At 69.5% G+C, this 15,879-nt stretch carries 15 protein-coding genes; 7 read left to right on the top strand and 8 right to left on the bottom strand.

Annotated elements, in window-relative coordinates; all coding sequences use genetic code 11:
• Nucleotides 1–9: 9 nt before the first annotated feature.
• The 3 genes from AB0P11_RS01450 to AB0P11_RS01440 form a co-directional block, all read right to left on the bottom strand.
• Nucleotides 10–1,587: an MFS transporter gene (locus tag AB0P11_RS01450; protein WP_285363714.1), complete on the bottom strand. Its 1,578-nt coding sequence runs from the start codon at nt 1,585–1,587 to the stop codon at nt 10–12.
• Between the two features lie 100 nt (nt 1,588–1,687).
• A complete protein-coding gene (locus AB0P11_RS01445) occupies nt 1,688–1,861 on the bottom strand; it encodes a CsbD family protein (RefSeq protein WP_072590528.1) in 174 nt (57 codons plus the stop codon).
• A 56-nt stretch (nt 1,862–1,917) separates the two neighbouring features.
• A complete protein-coding gene (locus tag AB0P11_RS01440) occupies nt 1,918–2,166 on the bottom strand; it encodes a hypothetical protein (RefSeq protein WP_056276194.1) in 249 nt (82 codons plus the stop codon).
• 91 nt (nt 2,167–2,257) lie between these two features.
• Here AB0P11_RS01440 and AB0P11_RS01435 point away from each other — a divergent pair, with 91 nt between their 5' ends.
• The gene (locus tag AB0P11_RS01435) at nt 2,258–3,907 is read left to right on the top strand and encodes an SDR family oxidoreductase (protein ID WP_363519157.1); all 1,650 of its coding nucleotides are present in this window, start codon (nt 2,258–2,260) and stop codon (nt 3,905–3,907) included.
• Nucleotides 3,908–4,063: 156 nt separating this feature from the next.
• Here AB0P11_RS01435 and AB0P11_RS01430 read toward each other — a convergent pair whose 3' ends face one another.
• The 3 genes from AB0P11_RS01430 to AB0P11_RS01420 form a co-directional block, all read right to left on the bottom strand.
• Nucleotides 4,064–6,139, bottom strand: a complete 2,076-nt coding sequence (locus AB0P11_RS01430) for a BCCT family transporter (protein WP_295104533.1) — start codon at nt 6,137–6,139, stop codon at nt 4,064–4,066.
• Between the two features lie 155 nt (nt 6,140–6,294).
• Entirely contained in the window at nt 6,295–7,983 is a 1,689-nt protein-coding gene (locus AB0P11_RS01425; RefSeq protein ID WP_363519153.1) for an AarF/ABC1/UbiB kinase family protein, read from the bottom strand.
• Nucleotides 7,984–8,007: 24 nt separating this feature from the next.
• Nucleotides 8,008–8,595, bottom strand: coding sequence for a PadR family transcriptional regulator (locus AB0P11_RS01420; protein WP_363519941.1), 588 nt, complete (start codon nt 8,593–8,595; stop codon nt 8,008–8,010).
• A 165-nt stretch (nt 8,596–8,760) separates the two neighbouring features.
• Between AB0P11_RS01420 and AB0P11_RS01415 the strand changes: the two genes are divergently transcribed.
• The 3 genes from AB0P11_RS01415 (at nt 8,761) to AB0P11_RS01405 (ending at nt 11,992) form a co-directional block, all read left to right on the top strand.
• Nucleotides 8,761–9,138 (top strand): YciI family protein, encoded by a 378-nt coding sequence (locus AB0P11_RS01415; RefSeq protein WP_053098451.1) that lies wholly within the window; start codon nt 8,761–8,763, stop codon nt 9,136–9,138.
• Nucleotides 9,135–10,322, top strand: a complete 1,188-nt coding sequence (locus tag AB0P11_RS01410; RefSeq protein WP_363519150.1) for a DUF6596 domain-containing protein — start codon at nt 9,135–9,137, stop codon at nt 10,320–10,322. Before AB0P11_RS01415 ends, AB0P11_RS01410 begins: the two co-directional genes overlap by 4 nt.
• Nucleotides 10,323–10,462: 140 nt before the next feature.
• A complete protein-coding gene (locus AB0P11_RS01405) occupies nt 10,463–11,992 on the top strand; it encodes a glycosyltransferase family A protein (RefSeq protein ID WP_363519147.1) in 1,530 nt (509 codons plus the stop codon).
• Between the two features lie 6 nt (nt 11,993–11,998).
• Here the strand turns inward: AB0P11_RS01405 and map are convergent, their stop codons facing one another.
• Nucleotides 11,999–12,769: a type I methionyl aminopeptidase gene (gene map / locus AB0P11_RS01400; RefSeq protein ID WP_363519144.1), complete on the bottom strand. Its 771-nt coding sequence runs from the start codon at nt 12,767–12,769 to the stop codon at nt 11,999–12,001.
• Between the two features lie 78 nt (nt 12,770–12,847).
• Here map and AB0P11_RS01395 point away from each other — a divergent pair, with 78 nt between their 5' ends.
• Together AB0P11_RS01395 and AB0P11_RS01390 are read left to right on the top strand one after the other, a co-directional pair.
• Nucleotides 12,848–13,126 carry a helix-turn-helix transcriptional regulator gene (locus AB0P11_RS01395; protein ID WP_053099347.1) on the top strand — a complete coding sequence of 93 codons (279 nt, stop codon included), beginning with the start codon at nt 12,848–12,850 and terminating at the stop codon, nt 13,124–13,126.
• A 1-nt stretch (nt 13,127) separates the two neighbouring features.
• Nucleotides 13,128–13,886 carry an SDR family oxidoreductase gene (locus tag AB0P11_RS01390; protein WP_363519141.1) on the top strand — a complete coding sequence of 253 codons (759 nt, stop codon included), beginning with the start codon at nt 13,128–13,130 and terminating at the stop codon, nt 13,884–13,886.
• 31 nt (nt 13,887–13,917) lie between these two features.
• Here AB0P11_RS01390 and AB0P11_RS01385 read toward each other — a convergent pair whose 3' ends face one another.
• A complete protein-coding gene (locus AB0P11_RS01385) occupies nt 13,918–14,223 on the bottom strand; it encodes a helix-turn-helix transcriptional regulator (protein ID WP_053098447.1) in 306 nt (101 codons plus the stop codon).
• An 85-nt stretch (nt 14,224–14,308) separates the two neighbouring features.
• Here AB0P11_RS01385 and AB0P11_RS01380 point away from each other — a divergent pair, with 85 nt between their 5' ends.
• Nucleotides 14,309–15,523 (top strand): MFS transporter, encoded by a 1,215-nt coding sequence (locus tag AB0P11_RS01380; RefSeq protein WP_363519138.1) that lies wholly within the window; start codon nt 14,309–14,311, stop codon nt 15,521–15,523.
• Nucleotides 15,524–15,879 lie beyond the last annotated feature (356 nt).

Here is a 15,879-nt window from a genome sequence, read left to right as displayed (position 1 = left end):
CGCCGCGGGTCAGGCCTTCTCGACCTGATCCTCGACCCGAGCGCCGGCCACTCCGTCGTCGTCCGCGGCGTTCTCGAGGCGTTCGGGGAACAGCTCGTCGAGGTCGAGGTCGGGGTTCTCCTCCTGCGTCTCGACCAGTTCCACGGCCTCCTCGATCGTCTGCACGCTCGGCATCGCACCCGGCAGAGGCCTGCGCGCCGACTCCTTGAGCACCACCACGGCGATGAAGCCGGCGATCGAGGTGCCGATCACGTAGAACGCCGGGGCCAGCGACGATCCGGTCATCTGCACGAGCGCCTCCATCACGACCGGAGCCGTGCCCGCGAACAGGGCGACGGCGAGGTTGTACGAGATGCCCATGCCGCCGTAGCGCGACGACGTCGGGAAGAGCGCGGGCAGAGACGAGGCGAGGTTGGCCACATAGAAGGTCACGGGGAAGGCGAGCAGCACCAGGCCGAGAAGCGTCGACCAGATCTCCCCGTGCATCATGAACAGGAACGACGGCACGGCGAGCACGATCGCCGAGATCGAGCCGATGAACAGCACCTTGCGGCGTCCGATGCGGTCGGAGAGCTTTCCGGTGAGCGGGATGCAGAGCGCCATCGCCACGAGCACGGGAAGGGTGAGCAGAGTGCCGTGCACCTCGTCGTAGCCCAGGGTTCCGGTGAGGTACGTGGGCATGTAGGAGGTGAGGGCGTAGCCCACGGTGTTGGCGGCAGCGACGAGCACGAAGGCCGTCAGCAGTTCGCGCCAGTATGCGCGGATCAGTGCGAGCACGCCCTTGGGCGCATCCGCCGACGCCTGTGCGTCGTCGGCCGCGCGCTTCGCCGAGTCCTGTGCCTCCTGGAATGCCGGGGTGTCCTCGATCTTCAGCCGGAAGTAGATCGCGATCAGTCCGAGCGGAAGCGCGACGAGGAACGGGATGCGCCAGGCGAAGCCCTGCATGACCTCGGCCGACAGCGTCAGCTGCAGGATCGAGACGAAGGCGGCGCCGATGGCGAAGCCCATGTACGAGCCGAGGTCGAGCAGGGAGGCATAGAAGCCGCGACGCCGGTCGGGCGCGTACTCGGTGATGAAGGTCGTGGCGCCCGCGTACTCGCCGCCGGTCGAGAAGCCCTGCGCGAGCTTGAGCACGATCAGCAGGATCGGCGCCCAGACGCCGATGACCGAGAAGTCGGGGAGCACGCCGATGAGGAATGTGGCCGCGGCCATCATGATCAGCGTGAAGGCCAGCACGCGCTGACGGCCGAGTCGATCGCCGAGCTGGCCGAGCACGATGCCGCCGAGCGGACGGGCGACGAAGGTCACCGCGAAGACGCCGAGCGAGAAGAGCGACTGCGCCCCGGCGGATGCGTCCGGCAGGAACGCCCGCCCGATGATCACCGCGAGATAGCCGTAGACGCCGATGTCGTACCACTCCATGAGATTGCCGACCACGGTGCCGGCGACCGCGCGGCGGAGCATCGGGCGGTCGACGACGGTGACGTCCTCGACCGTGAGCCGACGAGGCTCTGCCGCGGCGGGACGCAGCCGTCGCAGCAGGCGCTGCCACAGGTTCGGCGTGTCATTGTTCAGGCGGTCGGACATGCTGTCTCACTCTCTCTCGCGCCGCACGACCATCGCAGGTCGGGCCGCACAGAAGGCGGGGAGGTGGCTCGCGCCACCTCCCCGCCGTTGCTCACCGGTGTCAGTTGTTGAACGCGTCCTTCACGTTCTCTCCGGCCTTCTTGACGTCGGCCTTCGCCTGGTCGGCGCGGCCCTCCGCCTCGAGCTTCTCGTTGTCGGTCACCTTGCCGACGGCCTCCTTCGCCTTGCCGGCGAGGTCCTGAGCGGTGTTCTTGATCTTGTCATCGAGTCCCATGGGGGCTCCTCTCTCTTATCAGCGGTGGTCTGTGGTCGAGCGCCCGCGCCGTGCGGTCACAGGGGGATGTCGAGGGCGGATGCCGCCAGCGGCAGAGTGCCGGCGGCGATGACCGCGATGAGGCCGACGACTCCGGCGGACTTCCAGAACGGCGTGCGCGATGCGGGGAGCGGGCCGCTGCGGAGCCCGGTGGAGCGGCCGACAGCAGCACGTGCCGACAGCGGGGCGACGTCGACAGGACCGTTCGGCAGGATTCGCCGAGACCGGAGCTCACGACGGGTGGGGTACTGCGTGGCTGTCGACATGTGATCACCTTCCTCCGCCAAAAGATTACTAGATGAACTAGTCAATCGCCAGCCTAGTGAAATTTCCGGTCATCACGCCTACGCTCGACACATGACCGAGCTCACCCAGCCCACCGGGCACGAAGAGGCCCTGCGCGCCCTCCCCCGCGAAGACGGATCGGCGCCTCGCGCGCTGGTGCTCGGCGCCACGGGATACATCGGCGGGCGGCTGACGCCTCGTCTGCTGAACGCCGGATACCGGGTGCGCGCACTGGCCCGGGACGCCGCGCGCGCGGCATCCTTCCCATGGGGTGCCGACTGCGAGATCGTCGAGGGCTCGGCTGACGACGCGGACGCCGTGGCCGAGGCCATGCGCGATGTCGACGTGGTCTACTACCTGATCCACTCGATGACGGCGGGCAAGGGGTTCGAGGAGAGCGACGAACGAGCGGCCACCACGGTGGCGGATGCCGCGGCGAAGGCCGGCGTGCGCCGCATCGTGTATCTCGGCGGACTGCATCCCGACGATGTGAAGCTCTCGCCTCATCTGCGCTCCCGGGTGCGGGTGGGCGAGATCTTCCTCGAGTCGGGCGTTCCGACGCTCGTGCTGCAGGCCGGCGTCGTGATCGGCTCCGGTTCCGCATCGTTCGAGATGATCCGGCACCTGACCGATGTGCTGCCGTACATGCCGGCACCGAAATGGGTGCGCAACCGCATCCAGCCGATCGCGGTGCGCGACGTGCTGCACTACCTGCTGGGCGCCGCGCGCGTCGATGACAGCGTCAACCGCGCCGCCGACATCGGCGGACCCGACGTGCTGCGCTACGGCCAGATGATGAACGGCTATGCGCTCGAGGCGGGTCTGCGCCAGCGCGCGATCGCCGCCCTGCCGGTGCTCACTCCGGGACTCGCATCGCACTGGGTGAACCTGGTGACCCCGGTTCCGCGATCGATCGCGCGCCCGCTCGTCGCGTCGCTGCAGAACGAGTGCATCGTGAAGGACCGCGCGATCGATGACCTCATCCCCCGCCCGGACGGCGGGCTGACCCCGTACCGCACCGCCGTGTCGATGGCGCTGGGCCGTCTCGACGCCGACACCATCGAGACGAGCTGGCAGGATGCCGAGGTCTCGGGCGCCCCGAGCGACCCGCTGCCCAGCGACCCGGACTGGGCGGGACGCACCGTCTTCACCGACACCCGCAAGCTGAAGACGTCAGCCCCGGTCGACGGACTGTGGCGGGTGATCATCGGCATCGGCGGGTCGAACGGCTGGTATTCGTCGAAGTTCCTCTGGGCGGTGCGCGGCTGGATGGACCGGCTCGTCGGCGGAGTCGGGCTCCGCCGCGGACGCCGCAGCAAGGCCGAGGCGCGGGTCGGTGATGCGATCGACTTCTGGCGCGTCGAAGCCGTCGAGGAGCCCGGCCGCAAGACCGACTCGTCGCCCGCGAGCGGCGGACTGCTGCGGTTGCGCGCCGAGATGAAGGTGCCGGGCGAGGCCTGGCTCGAGCTGCGCGCACTGCCCGACGGCGACGGATCCCGCTACGAGCAGCGGGCGGTCTTCTTCCCCCGCGGGCTCGCGGGACGGCTGTACTGGCTGGCCGTGCTGCCGTTCCACGGCTTCATCTTCGCGGGCATGGCGGCGAAGATCACCGCCGCGGCATCCGTCCCCGGCGAGACGGTCGCGCCCGGTGTCGGCGAGGCGGGTGTCGGCGAGGCGGGTGCGGGTGAGGCGGCCCCGACTGAGACGGCCCCCGTCGCCTGAGCCTCTGGGCCCACGCGCGAGGTGTATGCGGGGCCACTTCGACACCGGGACTCACGTGCTGGGCCACTTTCGCAGCGGAAACGGTCGATTCGGATGCGCTACTGACCCCGCACCGGGCCGGGGGCGGCGCGGGCGGGGTAAACAATGCGACTGACGTCAGGAAGGACGCTCGGCGAGGCCCGCAGGGTCGCCCCCGTCATCCGACCCGGCGTCCGCAGCCGCACCCGCACTCGCATCGCCGGCCGCACTCGCGTCGCCGGTCGCACTCGCATCTCCGGCCGGACTCGCATCGCCGGCATCGGCGCCGGCATCCGCTGCGCCACCACCGGCATCCGGGATGATGTCGATCGCCTCGGTCGCGGTCGCGTAGACCTCGGCGAGGCTGTCGTCGACGTCGGCCTCATCGATCCAGGCGAGGTCGTCTTCGGAGTGGTCGTACTCGACAGGCACGAGCGCGAAGTCGTCGCCGTACTCCTCGAGTCCGGCCATGACGCTGTGGCGAACGGCCATGCGGGCATAGCGCTCGCGCAGGATCATGGGGTCGCGTCGCAGATCCTTCATGAACGCGACCATCATGAAGGCCATGATCACGGCGAACGGCAGCGCCGCGATGATCGTGACGTTCTGCAGCGACTTCAGGCCGCTGCCCTCTTCGCCGGTGACGAGCAGCACCGCCGCGATCACTCCGACCAGGACTCCCCAGACGACGGCGACCCAGCGCGACGGCTCGGGGCGGCCCTGCTGCGAGAGCGTGCCCATGACGAGCGAGGCCGAATCGGCGCCGGTGATGAAGAAGATCGAGATCAGCAGGATGAGCACGATGCTGGTGATCAGCGGGAACGGCAGGTTCTCGAGCACGCCGAAGAGCACCTCTTCGGGCGGGTCGACCGTGAGTCCCGCGCCGTTCATCTGCTGCTGGATCGCCGTGGTTCCGAAGATCGCGAACCAGATGAGTGAGATCGCGGCCGGAACCAGGATGACGACGGAGACGAACTGTCGCAGCGTGCGGCCCCGCGAGATCTTGGCGATGAACATGCCCACGAACGGCGACCAGGAGATCCACCATGCCCAGTAGAAGATCGTCCAGCTCGACAGGAACATCTGCGCCTCATCGCCCTGCGACGCCGACCGCGCGACCATCTCGGGCAGGTCGCCGAGGAACTGCACGGCGACCGAGGGGATGACGTTGAGGATCAGCAGCGTCGGTCCGACGAAGAAGACGAAGAATGCGAGCAGCAGCGCGACGACCGCGTTGATGTTCGACAGCGCGCGGATGCCCTTCGAGACGCCCGAGACCGCCGAGGCGATGAAGCAGGCGGTGAGCACGGCGATGGCCGCGATGAGCACGCCGTTGCCGAGTTCGCCGATGCCGCTGACGATCTCGACGCCGTGGCCGATCTGCAGGGCTCCCAGGCCGAGCGACGCGGCGGTGCCGAAGAGGGTGACGATGATCGAGAAGATGTCGATCGTGCGACCGAGGGGTCCGGTGGTGCGGCCCTCGCCGAGCAGCGGCGCGAAGATCGACGAGATCAGGGGCGTGCGGCCACGACGGAACGCGCCGTACGCGATCGCGCCGCCGACCAGCGCGTAGAAGGCCCACGCCTGCGGGCCCCAGTGGTAGAGCACCTGCGCCTGCGCCGTGTGCATGGCCTCGAGGGTGTTCGCCTCGACCGTTCCGGGCGGCGGGTTCTCGAAGAAGGTGAGCGGCTCGGCGGCGCCCCAGAAGACGAGACCGATGCCCATTCCGGCGGCGAAGAGCATCGAGATCCACGAGAACATCGAGAACTCGGGCTCTTCGTCGTCGCGGCCCAGGGGAATGCGTCCGTAGCGGCTGAAGCCGACGAAGAGCATGAAGACGAGGATGACGGTGGCGATCGTGGTGAAGAAGAAGCCGAAGTACTCGACGACCCACCCGAGCACGGTCGAGGTCGTGCCCGAGAGGTTGTCACCCGCGAACACGCCCCACGCGATGAACGCGAGGGTCAGCGCGACGGCGATGCCGAAGACGAGCGGATCGGTGCGGTAGGTGCGTCCGGTCTCTTCGACCGAGACGCCGGGCACGAGCGCCGGGTGCACGCCGCGCGGCGGAACCGCGGCGATGTCGCGCACGATCTTCTGCGCGGTCTCGGTGGCCTTCGCGGCCTGCCTGATCGCGGCGGTGGAGGTCTTCGGAGGGTCGTTCCTCGTGGGCGTCTTCTCGTCCGGAGTGTCCATGAGAACCCATTCTCCCATGCCGGCATTCTGCGACCTGGACGGAAAGGCCAGATGAACGGGTCGATCCGCGGCGCTCCGGGGCGCACACGCCGGGCGGATGCCGGATGCTCCGGGTTCTCCGGGCGCGTCAGCGGCGAGCACCAGGGCGCATCAGCGGGAGCACTCCGGGCGCATCAGCGCGAGCGACGACCGCCGAACACCGAGTGCAGCAGGGGCAGCGCCGAGACGCAGATGAGGGTGATGCCGAGCGGCGGCAGCGGCGTGACGAGCAGCGCGCCTCCGACGAGCATCGCGGCGAACAGCACGCCCGATCCGATGCGGCGGGCGATGCCCTCGAGCCGGTCGAGGCGGCGCTCGAGGGCCGAGGTGTCGAAGGTGACGTTGCCGTCGTCGACGCGGGTGATGATCGCGTCGATCCGCTTCGGCAGGCGGTAGGTGACGGCGGCGGTCTCCATGGCCTGCTGCGCCATGTCCTGCATGAGGTTGCCCGATTCGTCGCGCAGCAGGCGGCCGGCGTAGGGCTCGGCGGCGTCCCACACGTTGAACGACGGGTCGAGGCTCGAGCACATGCCCGAAGTCAGCGACACCGCACGGATGAGCAGCAGCATGTTCTCGGGCAGCTGGAGCGGGAGCGAGCGCACCATGTCGCCGAACTCGTCGGCGAAGTCGGTGAACTCCCGAGGGTCGACCTTGCTGAGCTCGGCGAAGCCCATGCCGCCGAAGCGGGCGAACAGCGCGCGGAGCGCCCGCTCGAGCTCGGCGGTGTCGGCGGAGGGCAGCAGCACGCCGATCTCCTGGGCCGCTGTGACCAGGCCTCGGCTGTCGCGACCGGCGACCGCGATCAGCAGGGTGCGCAGACCGTCGCGGAGGTTGTCGGGCACCTCGGCCATCATCCCGAAGTCGATGAAGGTGAGGCGGAAGTTGCGGCCGGTCGTCGAGTCGGCCTCGGGTGTCACGAAGATATTGCCCGGGTGCGGGTCGGCGTGCACGAAGCTGTGCGTGAACACCTGGTCGAACATGACCTCGGCGAACACGTCGGCGACCTCGGCCGGATCGATGCCGGCTGCCCGCAGAGCATCCGTGTCGTTGATCTTGATCGCGGTGACGTCCGAGAGGGTGAGCACGCGCCGGGTCGACCGCTCCCAGACGATCTCGGGGGCGCTGACGCGGGGGTCGCCGGCGAAGTTCTCGCGGAAGCGCTCGGCGCTGGCGGCCTCGTGCAGGTAGTCGATCTCCTCGAGGCTGGTCTGGGCGAACTCCTCGACGAGGCCGGGCGCGTCGACCCGTTCGGCGACCAGTCGCACGCGCATCGCCCAGCGGGCGACGCGGCGGAGTGCCGCGAGGTCGACCGCGACGATCTCGTCGATGCCGGGGCGCTGCACCTTGACGACGACGTCGCCGAGACCGGTGTCGACGGCATCCTGTGCGGAGAGGCGGGCCCGGTGCGCCTGGCCGAGGGATGCCGCAGCCACCGGCGTCTCATCGAACCAGGCGTAGGCCTCCGCGAGCGGACGGCCGAGTTCGGCCTCGGCGGCCGCGCGGATGTCGGCGAACGGCACGGCCGGGACCTCGTCCTGCAGTCCCTCGAGCTCCTTCGTGATCTCGGGCGGCAGCACGTCGAGGCGCGACGACATGAACTGCCCGACCTTGATCATGAGGCCGCCGAGTTCGACCGCGAGCACGTGGAACCGCTTCGCGAAGCGCTGCATGCGCGGCGCCCGGGTGCGCTCGGCGATCGAGCTCATGCCGAAGCGCGGCAGCACGAGCTCGAACCACCAGACCTTGAGGAACTCGCGCGCCGCGAACGACAGGATGCGGCGGTACCGGGCACGGTGGGCGCCCTGCGCCGCAGCATCCGTCATGTGTCGTCCCTGTGTCGTGTGCGATCAGTCCTGAGCGAGGATCGAGTACAGCCTACGGCGGGCCTCGTCGAGGATCTCGACCGCCTGCTGCACCTGCTCGGTGCTGCCGCTGCGACCGACGGCCGCGGCTGCCGCCGCGAGGTCGACGCCCGCCTTGGGCAGTGCGCTGTAGCGGGGGTTGTCGTGCGAGCCCTCGCTCTTCGACTGCGACTCCCACGGAGCGGGGGTCTCGGTGTGCTCGGCGGCGACGGCGCGGCCGAGCTCGGTGAGCGAGTAGGTCTTGCGACCGTTCTGCTCCTGAGCCTCGATCAGGCCCTCGTCTGCCAGCAGCTGCAGGGTGGGGTAGACCGAGCCTGCGCTCGGCTTCCATGATCCGCCGCTGCGATCGGCGATCTCGTTGATGATCTGGTAGCCGTGCATCGGCTTCTCGGTGAGCAGCGACAGCACCGCAGTGCGGACGTCGCCCTTCGCCATGCGCGAGCCGCCGCTGGGGCGCTGCTCGAAGGACTTGCGGAGCTGCTCCATGGCATCGAAGATCGCGGATGCGGGTCCGCCCTGGCCCGAGCCGAAGCCGGATCCGCCGAACGGGTTCGAGGGGAATGCGTTGTTCATGATGACCTCCCGGAAGTGGTGAGCGATAGTCAACGATATATCGTTAAGGCTGAGTGTGGGGTGGGAGTCTCGGCCCGGAAGGTGAACTTCGGCGGATGTGTCGATCGGCCTGCTGCTCGATCGTCATCTCTCTGTACGCTGACCGTCGAACAGTGAGGAAGAGACATGCGCTACACACTGCTGTTGCACTACGAAGAGCTCGATGCCGAGACTCTGGGCGCCGAGGCGCTCGCAGAGGGACAGGCCGCATTCGCGAGCTACGCCGCCACCCTGCAGTCGGCAGGGGTGCTCGTCTCGGCCGAGGTTCTGCAGCCGTCGGCCGTCAGCACCACCGTTCGCGTGCGCGATGACGCGCTGCAGGTGCAGGACGGCCCGTTCGCCGACACGAAAGAGCAGCTCGGCGGCACGGTCGTCATCGACGTGCCCGACCTGGATGCCGCGATCGGATTCGCCCGCCAGGCCCCGCCGGCGTTCTGGGGTGCGGTCGAGATCCGCCCGGGTGCCGTGTTCACGGTCGACGGCGTCTGGACTCCGAACCGATGATCCCCGAGGGGGTCCGGGCCGCTGCAGAGAGTGCGGCGCGGACCTCCTACGGCCGGCTGGTCGCGCTGCTCGCGGCGCGGTCCGGCGACCTCGCGCTCGCCGAGGACTCCCTGTCGGGAGCGTTCGAAGAGGCGCTGCGGCGCTGGCCGGATGCCGGAGTGCCCGACAACCCGGAAGGGTGGTTGATGACCGTGGCGAGGAACAGGCTGCGCGATATGTGGAAGTCGGCCGCGGCGACGGCATCCGCTCCCCTCGCCGAGGAGAGCGCTCGCGTCGATCCGCTCGCCGACCACGATCCGCTCGCGATCGGCGACAAGCGACTCGAACTGCTGTTCGTGTGCGCGCATCCGGCGATCGACCCGGCCGTGCGCGCGCCGCTCATGCTCCAGACCGTGCTCGGATTCGAGGCGGCCGAGGTCGCGCGCGCGTTCGCCGTTCCGGCGACGGCGATGGCACAGCGCCTGGTGCGGGCGAAGCGACGCATCAGAGATGCCCGCATCCCGTTCGCGATTCCGGACCGCCGCTCGATGCCCGAACGATTGCCCGCTGTGCTGGAGGCGGTCTACGGATGCGCCGCGCTCACCTGGCGCGGCGATGCCGGGTCGATGGCGGGCGAGGCGCAGTACCTGGCCGTCACTCTGGCGGGGCTTCTCGAGGACGAGCCCGAGGCGTGGGGGCTGGCCGCCCTCACGACGCTGACTCTCGCGCGGCGCTCTCGCGAGTTCACCCCCCTCGACGAGCAGGATCCTCAGACCTGGGATGCGGCGCTGATCGCCGAGGGCGAGGCGTACCTGCGGCGAGCGCGGCCGACCGGTGCGCCGGGACGATTCCAGCTCGAGGCGGCGATCCAGGCGGTGCACTGCGATCGGCTGCGCACGGGGGCGACCGATTGGGACTCGCTGCGGACGCTGTACGCCGCGCTTCTCGCGGTCGCTCCGACCCTCGGTGCCCGGGTCGCGGCCGCCGTCGTCACCGCGCGCATCGACGGAGCCGAGGCGGGCCTCGCCGCACTTCCGGCCCATGCAGAGGGATTCCAGCCGTACTGGGCGGCTCGGGCGGGGCTGCTCGCCGAGGCCGGACAGGATGCCGGTGAGGCCTACGCGCGGGCGATCGCGCTCGCCGACGACGACGGCGTCATCGGCTTCCTCCGCGGCCGCGCGGCGGCCCACGCACGATCCCACTGACACGCACAGCACGCACACGGAGCACGCACTGCACGCACACGGCGCTGAAAGCAAGCCCCGTGCGCTCCATAGCCGACGATGTTTGACTGCCGTCGATGTCGTCTTCCCCTGCCGTTTCCCCACCGTCCACTTCGATCAGAGTGAGCGTCGTCGTTCCCGTGTTCCGTCCGGGAGCGGCATTCGACGAGCTCATCGCGTCTCTCGATCGGCAGACGCTCGATCACGGCCGGTTCGAGGTGCTGCTCTGCGACGACGGCTCCGGCGAGGAGACGGCGGCTCGACTGGTCGAGATCGCGCGTGATCGTCCCTACGTGCGCGTCGCGTATCTGCCGCATTCGGGGTGGCCGGGAACGCCGCGCAACCACGGGATCGACGATGCGCGCGGCACGTACATCCAGTTCGTCGATCAGGACGACTGGCTCTACGACGGCGCCCTCGAGGCGCTCTGCGACTACGCCGACGAGCATGCATCCGATGTCGTGGTCGGCAGGGAGGTCGGCATCGGCCGGCGGCTTCCGAGTCGCATCTTCCGCCGCGACATCCCCCGTGCGCGCCTCGGCGAGGATCCGCTGCTGGAGATGCTGACGCCGCACAAGATGTTCCGCACCTCGTTCCTGCGCGAGAAGCGCATCCGATTCCCCGACGGCAAGGTGCGCCTCGAAGACCATCTGTTCGTGATGAGGGCGTACTTCGAGGCGTCGACGATCTCGATCCTCGCCAGCCGCCCCTGCTACGCGTGGGTCAAGCACGCGGGCAGTGCCAGTTCGTCGCGGATCGAACCCGAGACGTACTTCCCGCATCTCGAGGCCGTGCTCGATCTCGTCGAGCGGTACACCGAACCGGGGCGACTGCGCGACCGGCTGCTGCGGCACTGGTTCCGCGGCAAGATCCTCAAGCGGGTGTCGGGCAAGAAGTACGCCGGGTACCCCGAGGAGTATCGCCAGCGCCTGCTCGACGTCGTCATCCCGCTCGCGCGACGGCGCTTCGGACCCGGCGTCGACGGGGGGCTGGCCTTTCCGAACCGCATCCGGGCCGCACTGCTGCGAGCCGATCGACGCGCCGACCTGCTGACGTTCGCGCGGTTCGAGGCCGAGCTCACCTGCCGGGCGGTGGTGATGTCGGCACGGTGGTCGCGGGGCGGCGGACTGTATCTCACCGTCGATGTCTCGATCACCCGCGACGGGCAGGACGCACTCGAGTTCGAGCCGGGCACGGGCGTCATGACGTCACTGCCGATCGCGATGGACGGCCTTCCGACCGGTCTTCTCGAAGCCAAGCGGGAGATGTCCAACGATCACGTCGAGCTGGTGTGGCGCGACAAGGCCGCGGCGATCGAGCGTCGTGTGGCGAACCTGCACCCGCGCAGCCTCGACTCCCTCCGCATCGCGATCGACCCGCTGAAGGTGTTCCGACCCGACGACGAGTCGCGCGGGGCGAAGCTCTTCGTGACCGTGCGACGGGCGGGGTGGACCTTCGACGTCCCCCTCCGAGCGGATGCTGCGACGCTCGCCGCCGCGGGACGCTCTCCCCTGCTCGCCGGGCGCACGTGCACGCCGGTCGCGGGACGCGGCGGCGCCGTCGAGCTGCGCAGGCAGTACCCCGGCGGCCGGCTCAAGGACCTGGCCGGCCGCGCTGTGCGACGGGTGCGGAGCGGCTCGCGCACGAAGTGACGAGGGTCAGCGCGGCAGCGTGAGCACCTCGGCCCCGGTCTCGGTGATGGCGATGGTGTGTTCGGTGTGGGCTGTGCGGCATCCGGTCGCACTGCGCAGCGTCCAGCCGTCGTCGTCGATGACCAGCCGGTCGGTGTCGGCCATCACCCACGGTTCCAGTGCGAGCAGCAGGCCGGGGCGCAGTCTGTAGCCGCGGCCGGGGCGTCCGTCGTTCGCGACGTGCGGATCCTGGTGCATCGTCGAACCGATGCCGTGGCCGCCGAACTCGAGATTGATCGGGTAGCCCGCGTCGCCGAGCACCGTGCCGATCGCGTGGGAGAGGTCGCCGATGCGCGCGCCGGGTCGGGCTGCGGCGATCGCGGCGGCCAGCGCACGCTCGGTCGCGTCGATCATGTCGAGGTCGGCGGATGCGGCACCGTCGCCGACCACGAAGCTGATGGCGGCATCCGCTGAGATCCCCCGGAGCGTGACGGCGAGGTCGAGAGTGAGAAGGTCGCCGTCGAGGAGGGCGTAGTCGTGCGGCATCCCGTGCAGCACCGCATCGTTCACGGCAGTGCAGACGTAGTGGCCGAAGGGCCCGCGGCCGAAGGAGGGGGCGTAATCGACGTAGCAGGACTGCGCACCGGCATCCTCGATCATCTGCTTCGTCCAGCGGTCGAGGTCGAGCAGGTTCACCCCGACCGCCGCTCGCTCCTTGAGGGACTGGAGGATGCCGCCGACGAGGGCGCCCGCGTCTCGTGCACGAGCCAGTTCGTCGCGGTTCAGGATCTCGATCATGGGGTTCTCCACAGCTCGCCGTCGGTCATTCCAATAACTATCCCGGTAATACTATCCCGGTATTACAATGGGCACATGATGGTTCGGATGCCCCTGACTCCCGCCGAGGTCGAGCGGGGCGAGCGCCTCGGCGCGCTGCTGCGGCGAGCGCGCGGTGAGCGATCGATGCTGAGCGTCGCCCTCGACGCGGGGGTCTCGCCCGAGACCCTGCGCAAGATCGAGTCGGGTCGCGTGGCGACCCCCGCCTTCTCGACCATCGCCGCGATCGCCGGCGTGCTCCACCTCTCGCTGGACTCGGTGTGGTCCGAGATCGAGCCGGCGGTGCATGCGGTCGGTCGCACGCAGGTCGCATCCTGAGATGGCGCATGCGCTGATCACGGGCAGCTCGCGCGGCATCGGCCGCGCAGTGGCGCAGGCCTTCGCCCGACGGGGCGACCGGGTCGTCGTGCACTACGGCCGTGATCGCGCGTCCGCGGAAGAGACCCTCGCCTCGCTCGAAGGCTCGGACCATGCGATCGTGGGCGGCGACCTCGGGGATCCGACGGAGGCGCAGCGCGTGGTCGAGGAGGGCATCACAGCCCTGGGTTCACTCGACATCCTGGTGAACAATGCAGCCGTGGCCCCGAGCGCGGCGAACGAGCATCGCGTCGACTCGACGACGTATGCCGAGTGGCAGCGCGCCTGGTCTGTCATGGCCTCGGTGAACCTGCTCGGCGCCTCGAACGTCACGATGCTCGTCGCTCAGCACATGATCGAGCGGGGCAGCGGCGGATCGATCGTCAACGTCGGGTCACGCGGCGCGTTCCGCGGAGAGGCCGACCACCCCGCGTACGCCGCGACCAAGGCAGGACTGCACGCGTTCGGGCAATCGATGGCGCTGGTGCTCGCACCCCACGGCATCTCTGTGACCTCGGTCGCTCCGGGAATGGTGGCGACAGACCGGCAGACGGCGAAGCTCGAAGGAGAGCAGGGCGACAGCATCCGCGGTCAGAGTCCGTTCGGCCGGGTGGGCACGCCCGAAGAGGTGGCGGATGCCGTCGCCTATCTCACCTCGCCCACCGCGGTGTGGGCATCGGGCACGGTGCTCGACCTGAACGGCGCGTCGTACTTCCGCTGAGGCGGTGGGCTCTCGCCTGGGCGGTTGCGGGTCAGGAACGCAGCACGGACTCCAGCAGGCCGGGGAACAGCTCGTCGAGCTCTGCGCGTCGCAGCGTCAGCATCCGTCGCCGGCCGTTGGGCTCGTTGCGGATCACGCCCGCTTCGCGCAGCACCTTCATGAAATGCGACTTGGTGGACTTCGGCAGGTTCGGGTCGGTCGCGTGGCATTCCGCCATGTCGAGCGGGCCGTCGGCGAGCTGTCGCGCGATCGCCAGACGCTCGGGGTCGCTGAGGGCGAAGAGCACATCGGTGAGCTGGATCTCGGATCGCTCGGGGTGCGGGAGTTCGCCTGGCATGGTTCGAGAATAGTTGAACAATCGGGGAATCGCGAGTACGCTCCGATAGTTCGATGAATCTCGAACCGATACCGCGGGAGCACTCATGACCACCACGTCACCGATCGACACGACCGCGACGGCACCTCGGATCCGTCGCCCGCGCTTCGGCTTCGCGCTGGCCGTCGTGACGCAGATCGCGATGATGATGGGCGCGAGCGCGCCGTCGCCGTTCTACCCCGTGCTCGCCGCAGAGATCGGATTCGACGCGATCGTCATCAGCGCCGTCTTCGCCGTCTACGCGGTCGCCCTGCTGCTCGCGCTGCTCACCGCAGGCTCGCTCTCCGACCATGTCGGGCGGCGACCGGTCGCGATCGGCGGTCTCCTGGTGCTCGCCGCGAGCATGGTGCTGTTCTGGCATGCCGATACGGTCGCCACGCTCATGCTCGCCCGCATCCTGCAGGGTGCGGCGAGTGGCGTGCTCATCGCAGCCCTCTCGGCCGCCGCGCTCGACCTCGCCCCCGGTGGCCGTTCGAGGGTCGCCGCATTGTGGAACGCGCTCAGCCCCGGAATCGGCCTCGCCCTCGGCGCGCTCGTCTCGGGCATCGCGCTGGACGTGACCGGACAGCCGCTGCTCGACGTGTTCGCACCCCTGACCGCCGTGTACATCGTGCTCGCCGGGCTCTTCTTCCTGGCACCCGAGACCGCTCCGCTGCGGCCGGGAGCACTCGCGTCGCTGAGCTTCCGGCTGTCGGTGCCGGCCGGCATCCGCTCGGATTTCTGGCGCGGAGCCCCCGCGATCATCGCCGGCTGGGCGACGGGTGGACTCTTCCTCTCACTCGGCGCGAACATCGTGCGCACCCAGCTCGGCGGTGAGGCGCACGTCTGGCAGGGACTCGCGGTCGCGATGCTGGCCGGCGTCGGCGCGGTCACCGCATTCCTCTTCCGCAACCGGCGCCCGCGCACCTCGGTGATCTTCGGCACCGCGGCCCTCGCCGTCGGCACTGCACTGTCGCTCTGGGCGCTCGCGACCGGGTCGCTTCCGTTCTACCTCGCCGCGACCGCCGTGACCGGCATGGGATTCGGCACCGCCTTCTCGGGAGTCGTCGCCTCACTCGCACCCCGCATCCCCCCGACCGACCGCGCCGACACGTTCGCCGTGATCTACCTGCTCGCCTACCTCGCCTTCGGCGTGCCCGCAGTCGTCGCAGGGATGCTCGTCGGAGTCTTCGGACTCGGCGCAGTGTGCGTCGGGTACGGCGTCGCGGTCATCGCGCTCGCGCTCATCGCACTGGTGCTGCGGGTGCGTCGGGCGGAGTAGCTGCTCTCTGTGGGGTGGAGGTCTCTCGCGCCGAAGGAGGTCTCTCGCTGCGGAGGAGATCTCTCGCGCCGAAGGAGATCTCTCGCGCCGAAGGGCGGATGCCGCCGACACCTCCTTCGGTAGACGCGATCTCCTTCCGAGCGCGCGCTGCCCCGGGATCCACCCCCAGTACGAAGGAGATCTCTCGCCCCGAAGGAGGGATGCCGCCGACACCTCCTTCGGTAGACGCGATCTCCTTCCGAGCGCGCGCTGCCCTCCCGCATCCACCCCCAGTACGAAGGAGATCTCTCGCCCCGAAGGAGGGATGCCGCCGACACCTCCTTCGGTAGACGCGATCTCCTTCCGAGCGCGCGCTG

The sequence above is a fragment of the Microbacterium sp. NPDC079176 genome, assembly GCF_040686675.1.
In the GTDB taxonomy this organism is placed as follows: domain Bacteria; phylum Actinomycetota; class Actinomycetes; order Actinomycetales; family Microbacteriaceae; genus Microbacterium.
This window is presented reverse-complemented; position numbering and strand designations above follow the sequence as displayed.

Excerpts from the sequence above, each read along its gene's own strand:
- AB0P11_RS01450 (WP_285363714.1), bottom strand. The coding sequence starts at position 1,587 with ATGTCCGACCGCCTGAACAATGACACGCCGAACCTGTGGCAGCGCCTG.
- AB0P11_RS01420 (WP_363519941.1), bottom strand. The coding sequence starts at position 8,595 with ATGAACAACGCATTCCCCTCGAACCCGTTCGGCGGATCCGGCTTCGGC.
- AB0P11_RS01425 (WP_363519153.1), bottom strand. The coding sequence starts at position 7,983 with ATGACGGATGCTGCGGCGCAGGGCGCCCACCGTGCCCGGTACCGCCGC.
- AB0P11_RS01385 (WP_053098447.1), bottom strand. The coding sequence starts at position 14,223 with ATGCCAGGCGAACTCCCGCACCCCGAGCGATCCGAGATCCAGCTCACC.
- AB0P11_RS01410 (WP_363519150.1), top strand. The coding sequence starts at position 9,135 with ATGATCCCCGAGGGGGTCCGGGCCGCTGCAGAGAGTGCGGCGCGGACC.
- AB0P11_RS01395 (WP_053099347.1), top strand. The coding sequence starts at position 12,848 with ATGGTTCGGATGCCCCTGACTCCCGCCGAGGTCGAGCGGGGCGAGCGC.
- map (WP_363519144.1), bottom strand. The coding sequence starts at position 12,769 with ATGATCGAGATCCTGAACCGCGACGAACTGGCTCGTGCACGAGACGCG.
- AB0P11_RS01440 (WP_056276194.1), bottom strand. The coding sequence starts at position 2,166 with ATGTCGACAGCCACGCAGTACCCCACCCGTCGTGAGCTCCGGTCTCGG.
- AB0P11_RS01380 (WP_363519138.1), top strand. The coding sequence starts at position 14,309 with ATGACCACCACGTCACCGATCGACACGACCGCGACGGCACCTCGGATC.
- AB0P11_RS01435 (WP_363519157.1), top strand. The coding sequence starts at position 2,258 with ATGACCGAGCTCACCCAGCCCACCGGGCACGAAGAGGCCCTGCGCGCC.
- AB0P11_RS01390 (WP_363519141.1), top strand. The coding sequence starts at position 13,128 with ATGGCGCATGCGCTGATCACGGGCAGCTCGCGCGGCATCGGCCGCGCA.
- AB0P11_RS01415 (WP_053098451.1), top strand. The coding sequence starts at position 8,761 with ATGCGCTACACACTGCTGTTGCACTACGAAGAGCTCGATGCCGAGACT.
- AB0P11_RS01445 (WP_072590528.1), bottom strand. The coding sequence starts at position 1,861 with ATGGGACTCGATGACAAGATCAAGAACACCGCTCAGGACCTCGCCGGC.
- AB0P11_RS01430 (WP_295104533.1), bottom strand. The coding sequence starts at position 6,139 with ATGGGAGAATGGGTTCTCATGGACACTCCGGACGAGAAGACGCCCACG.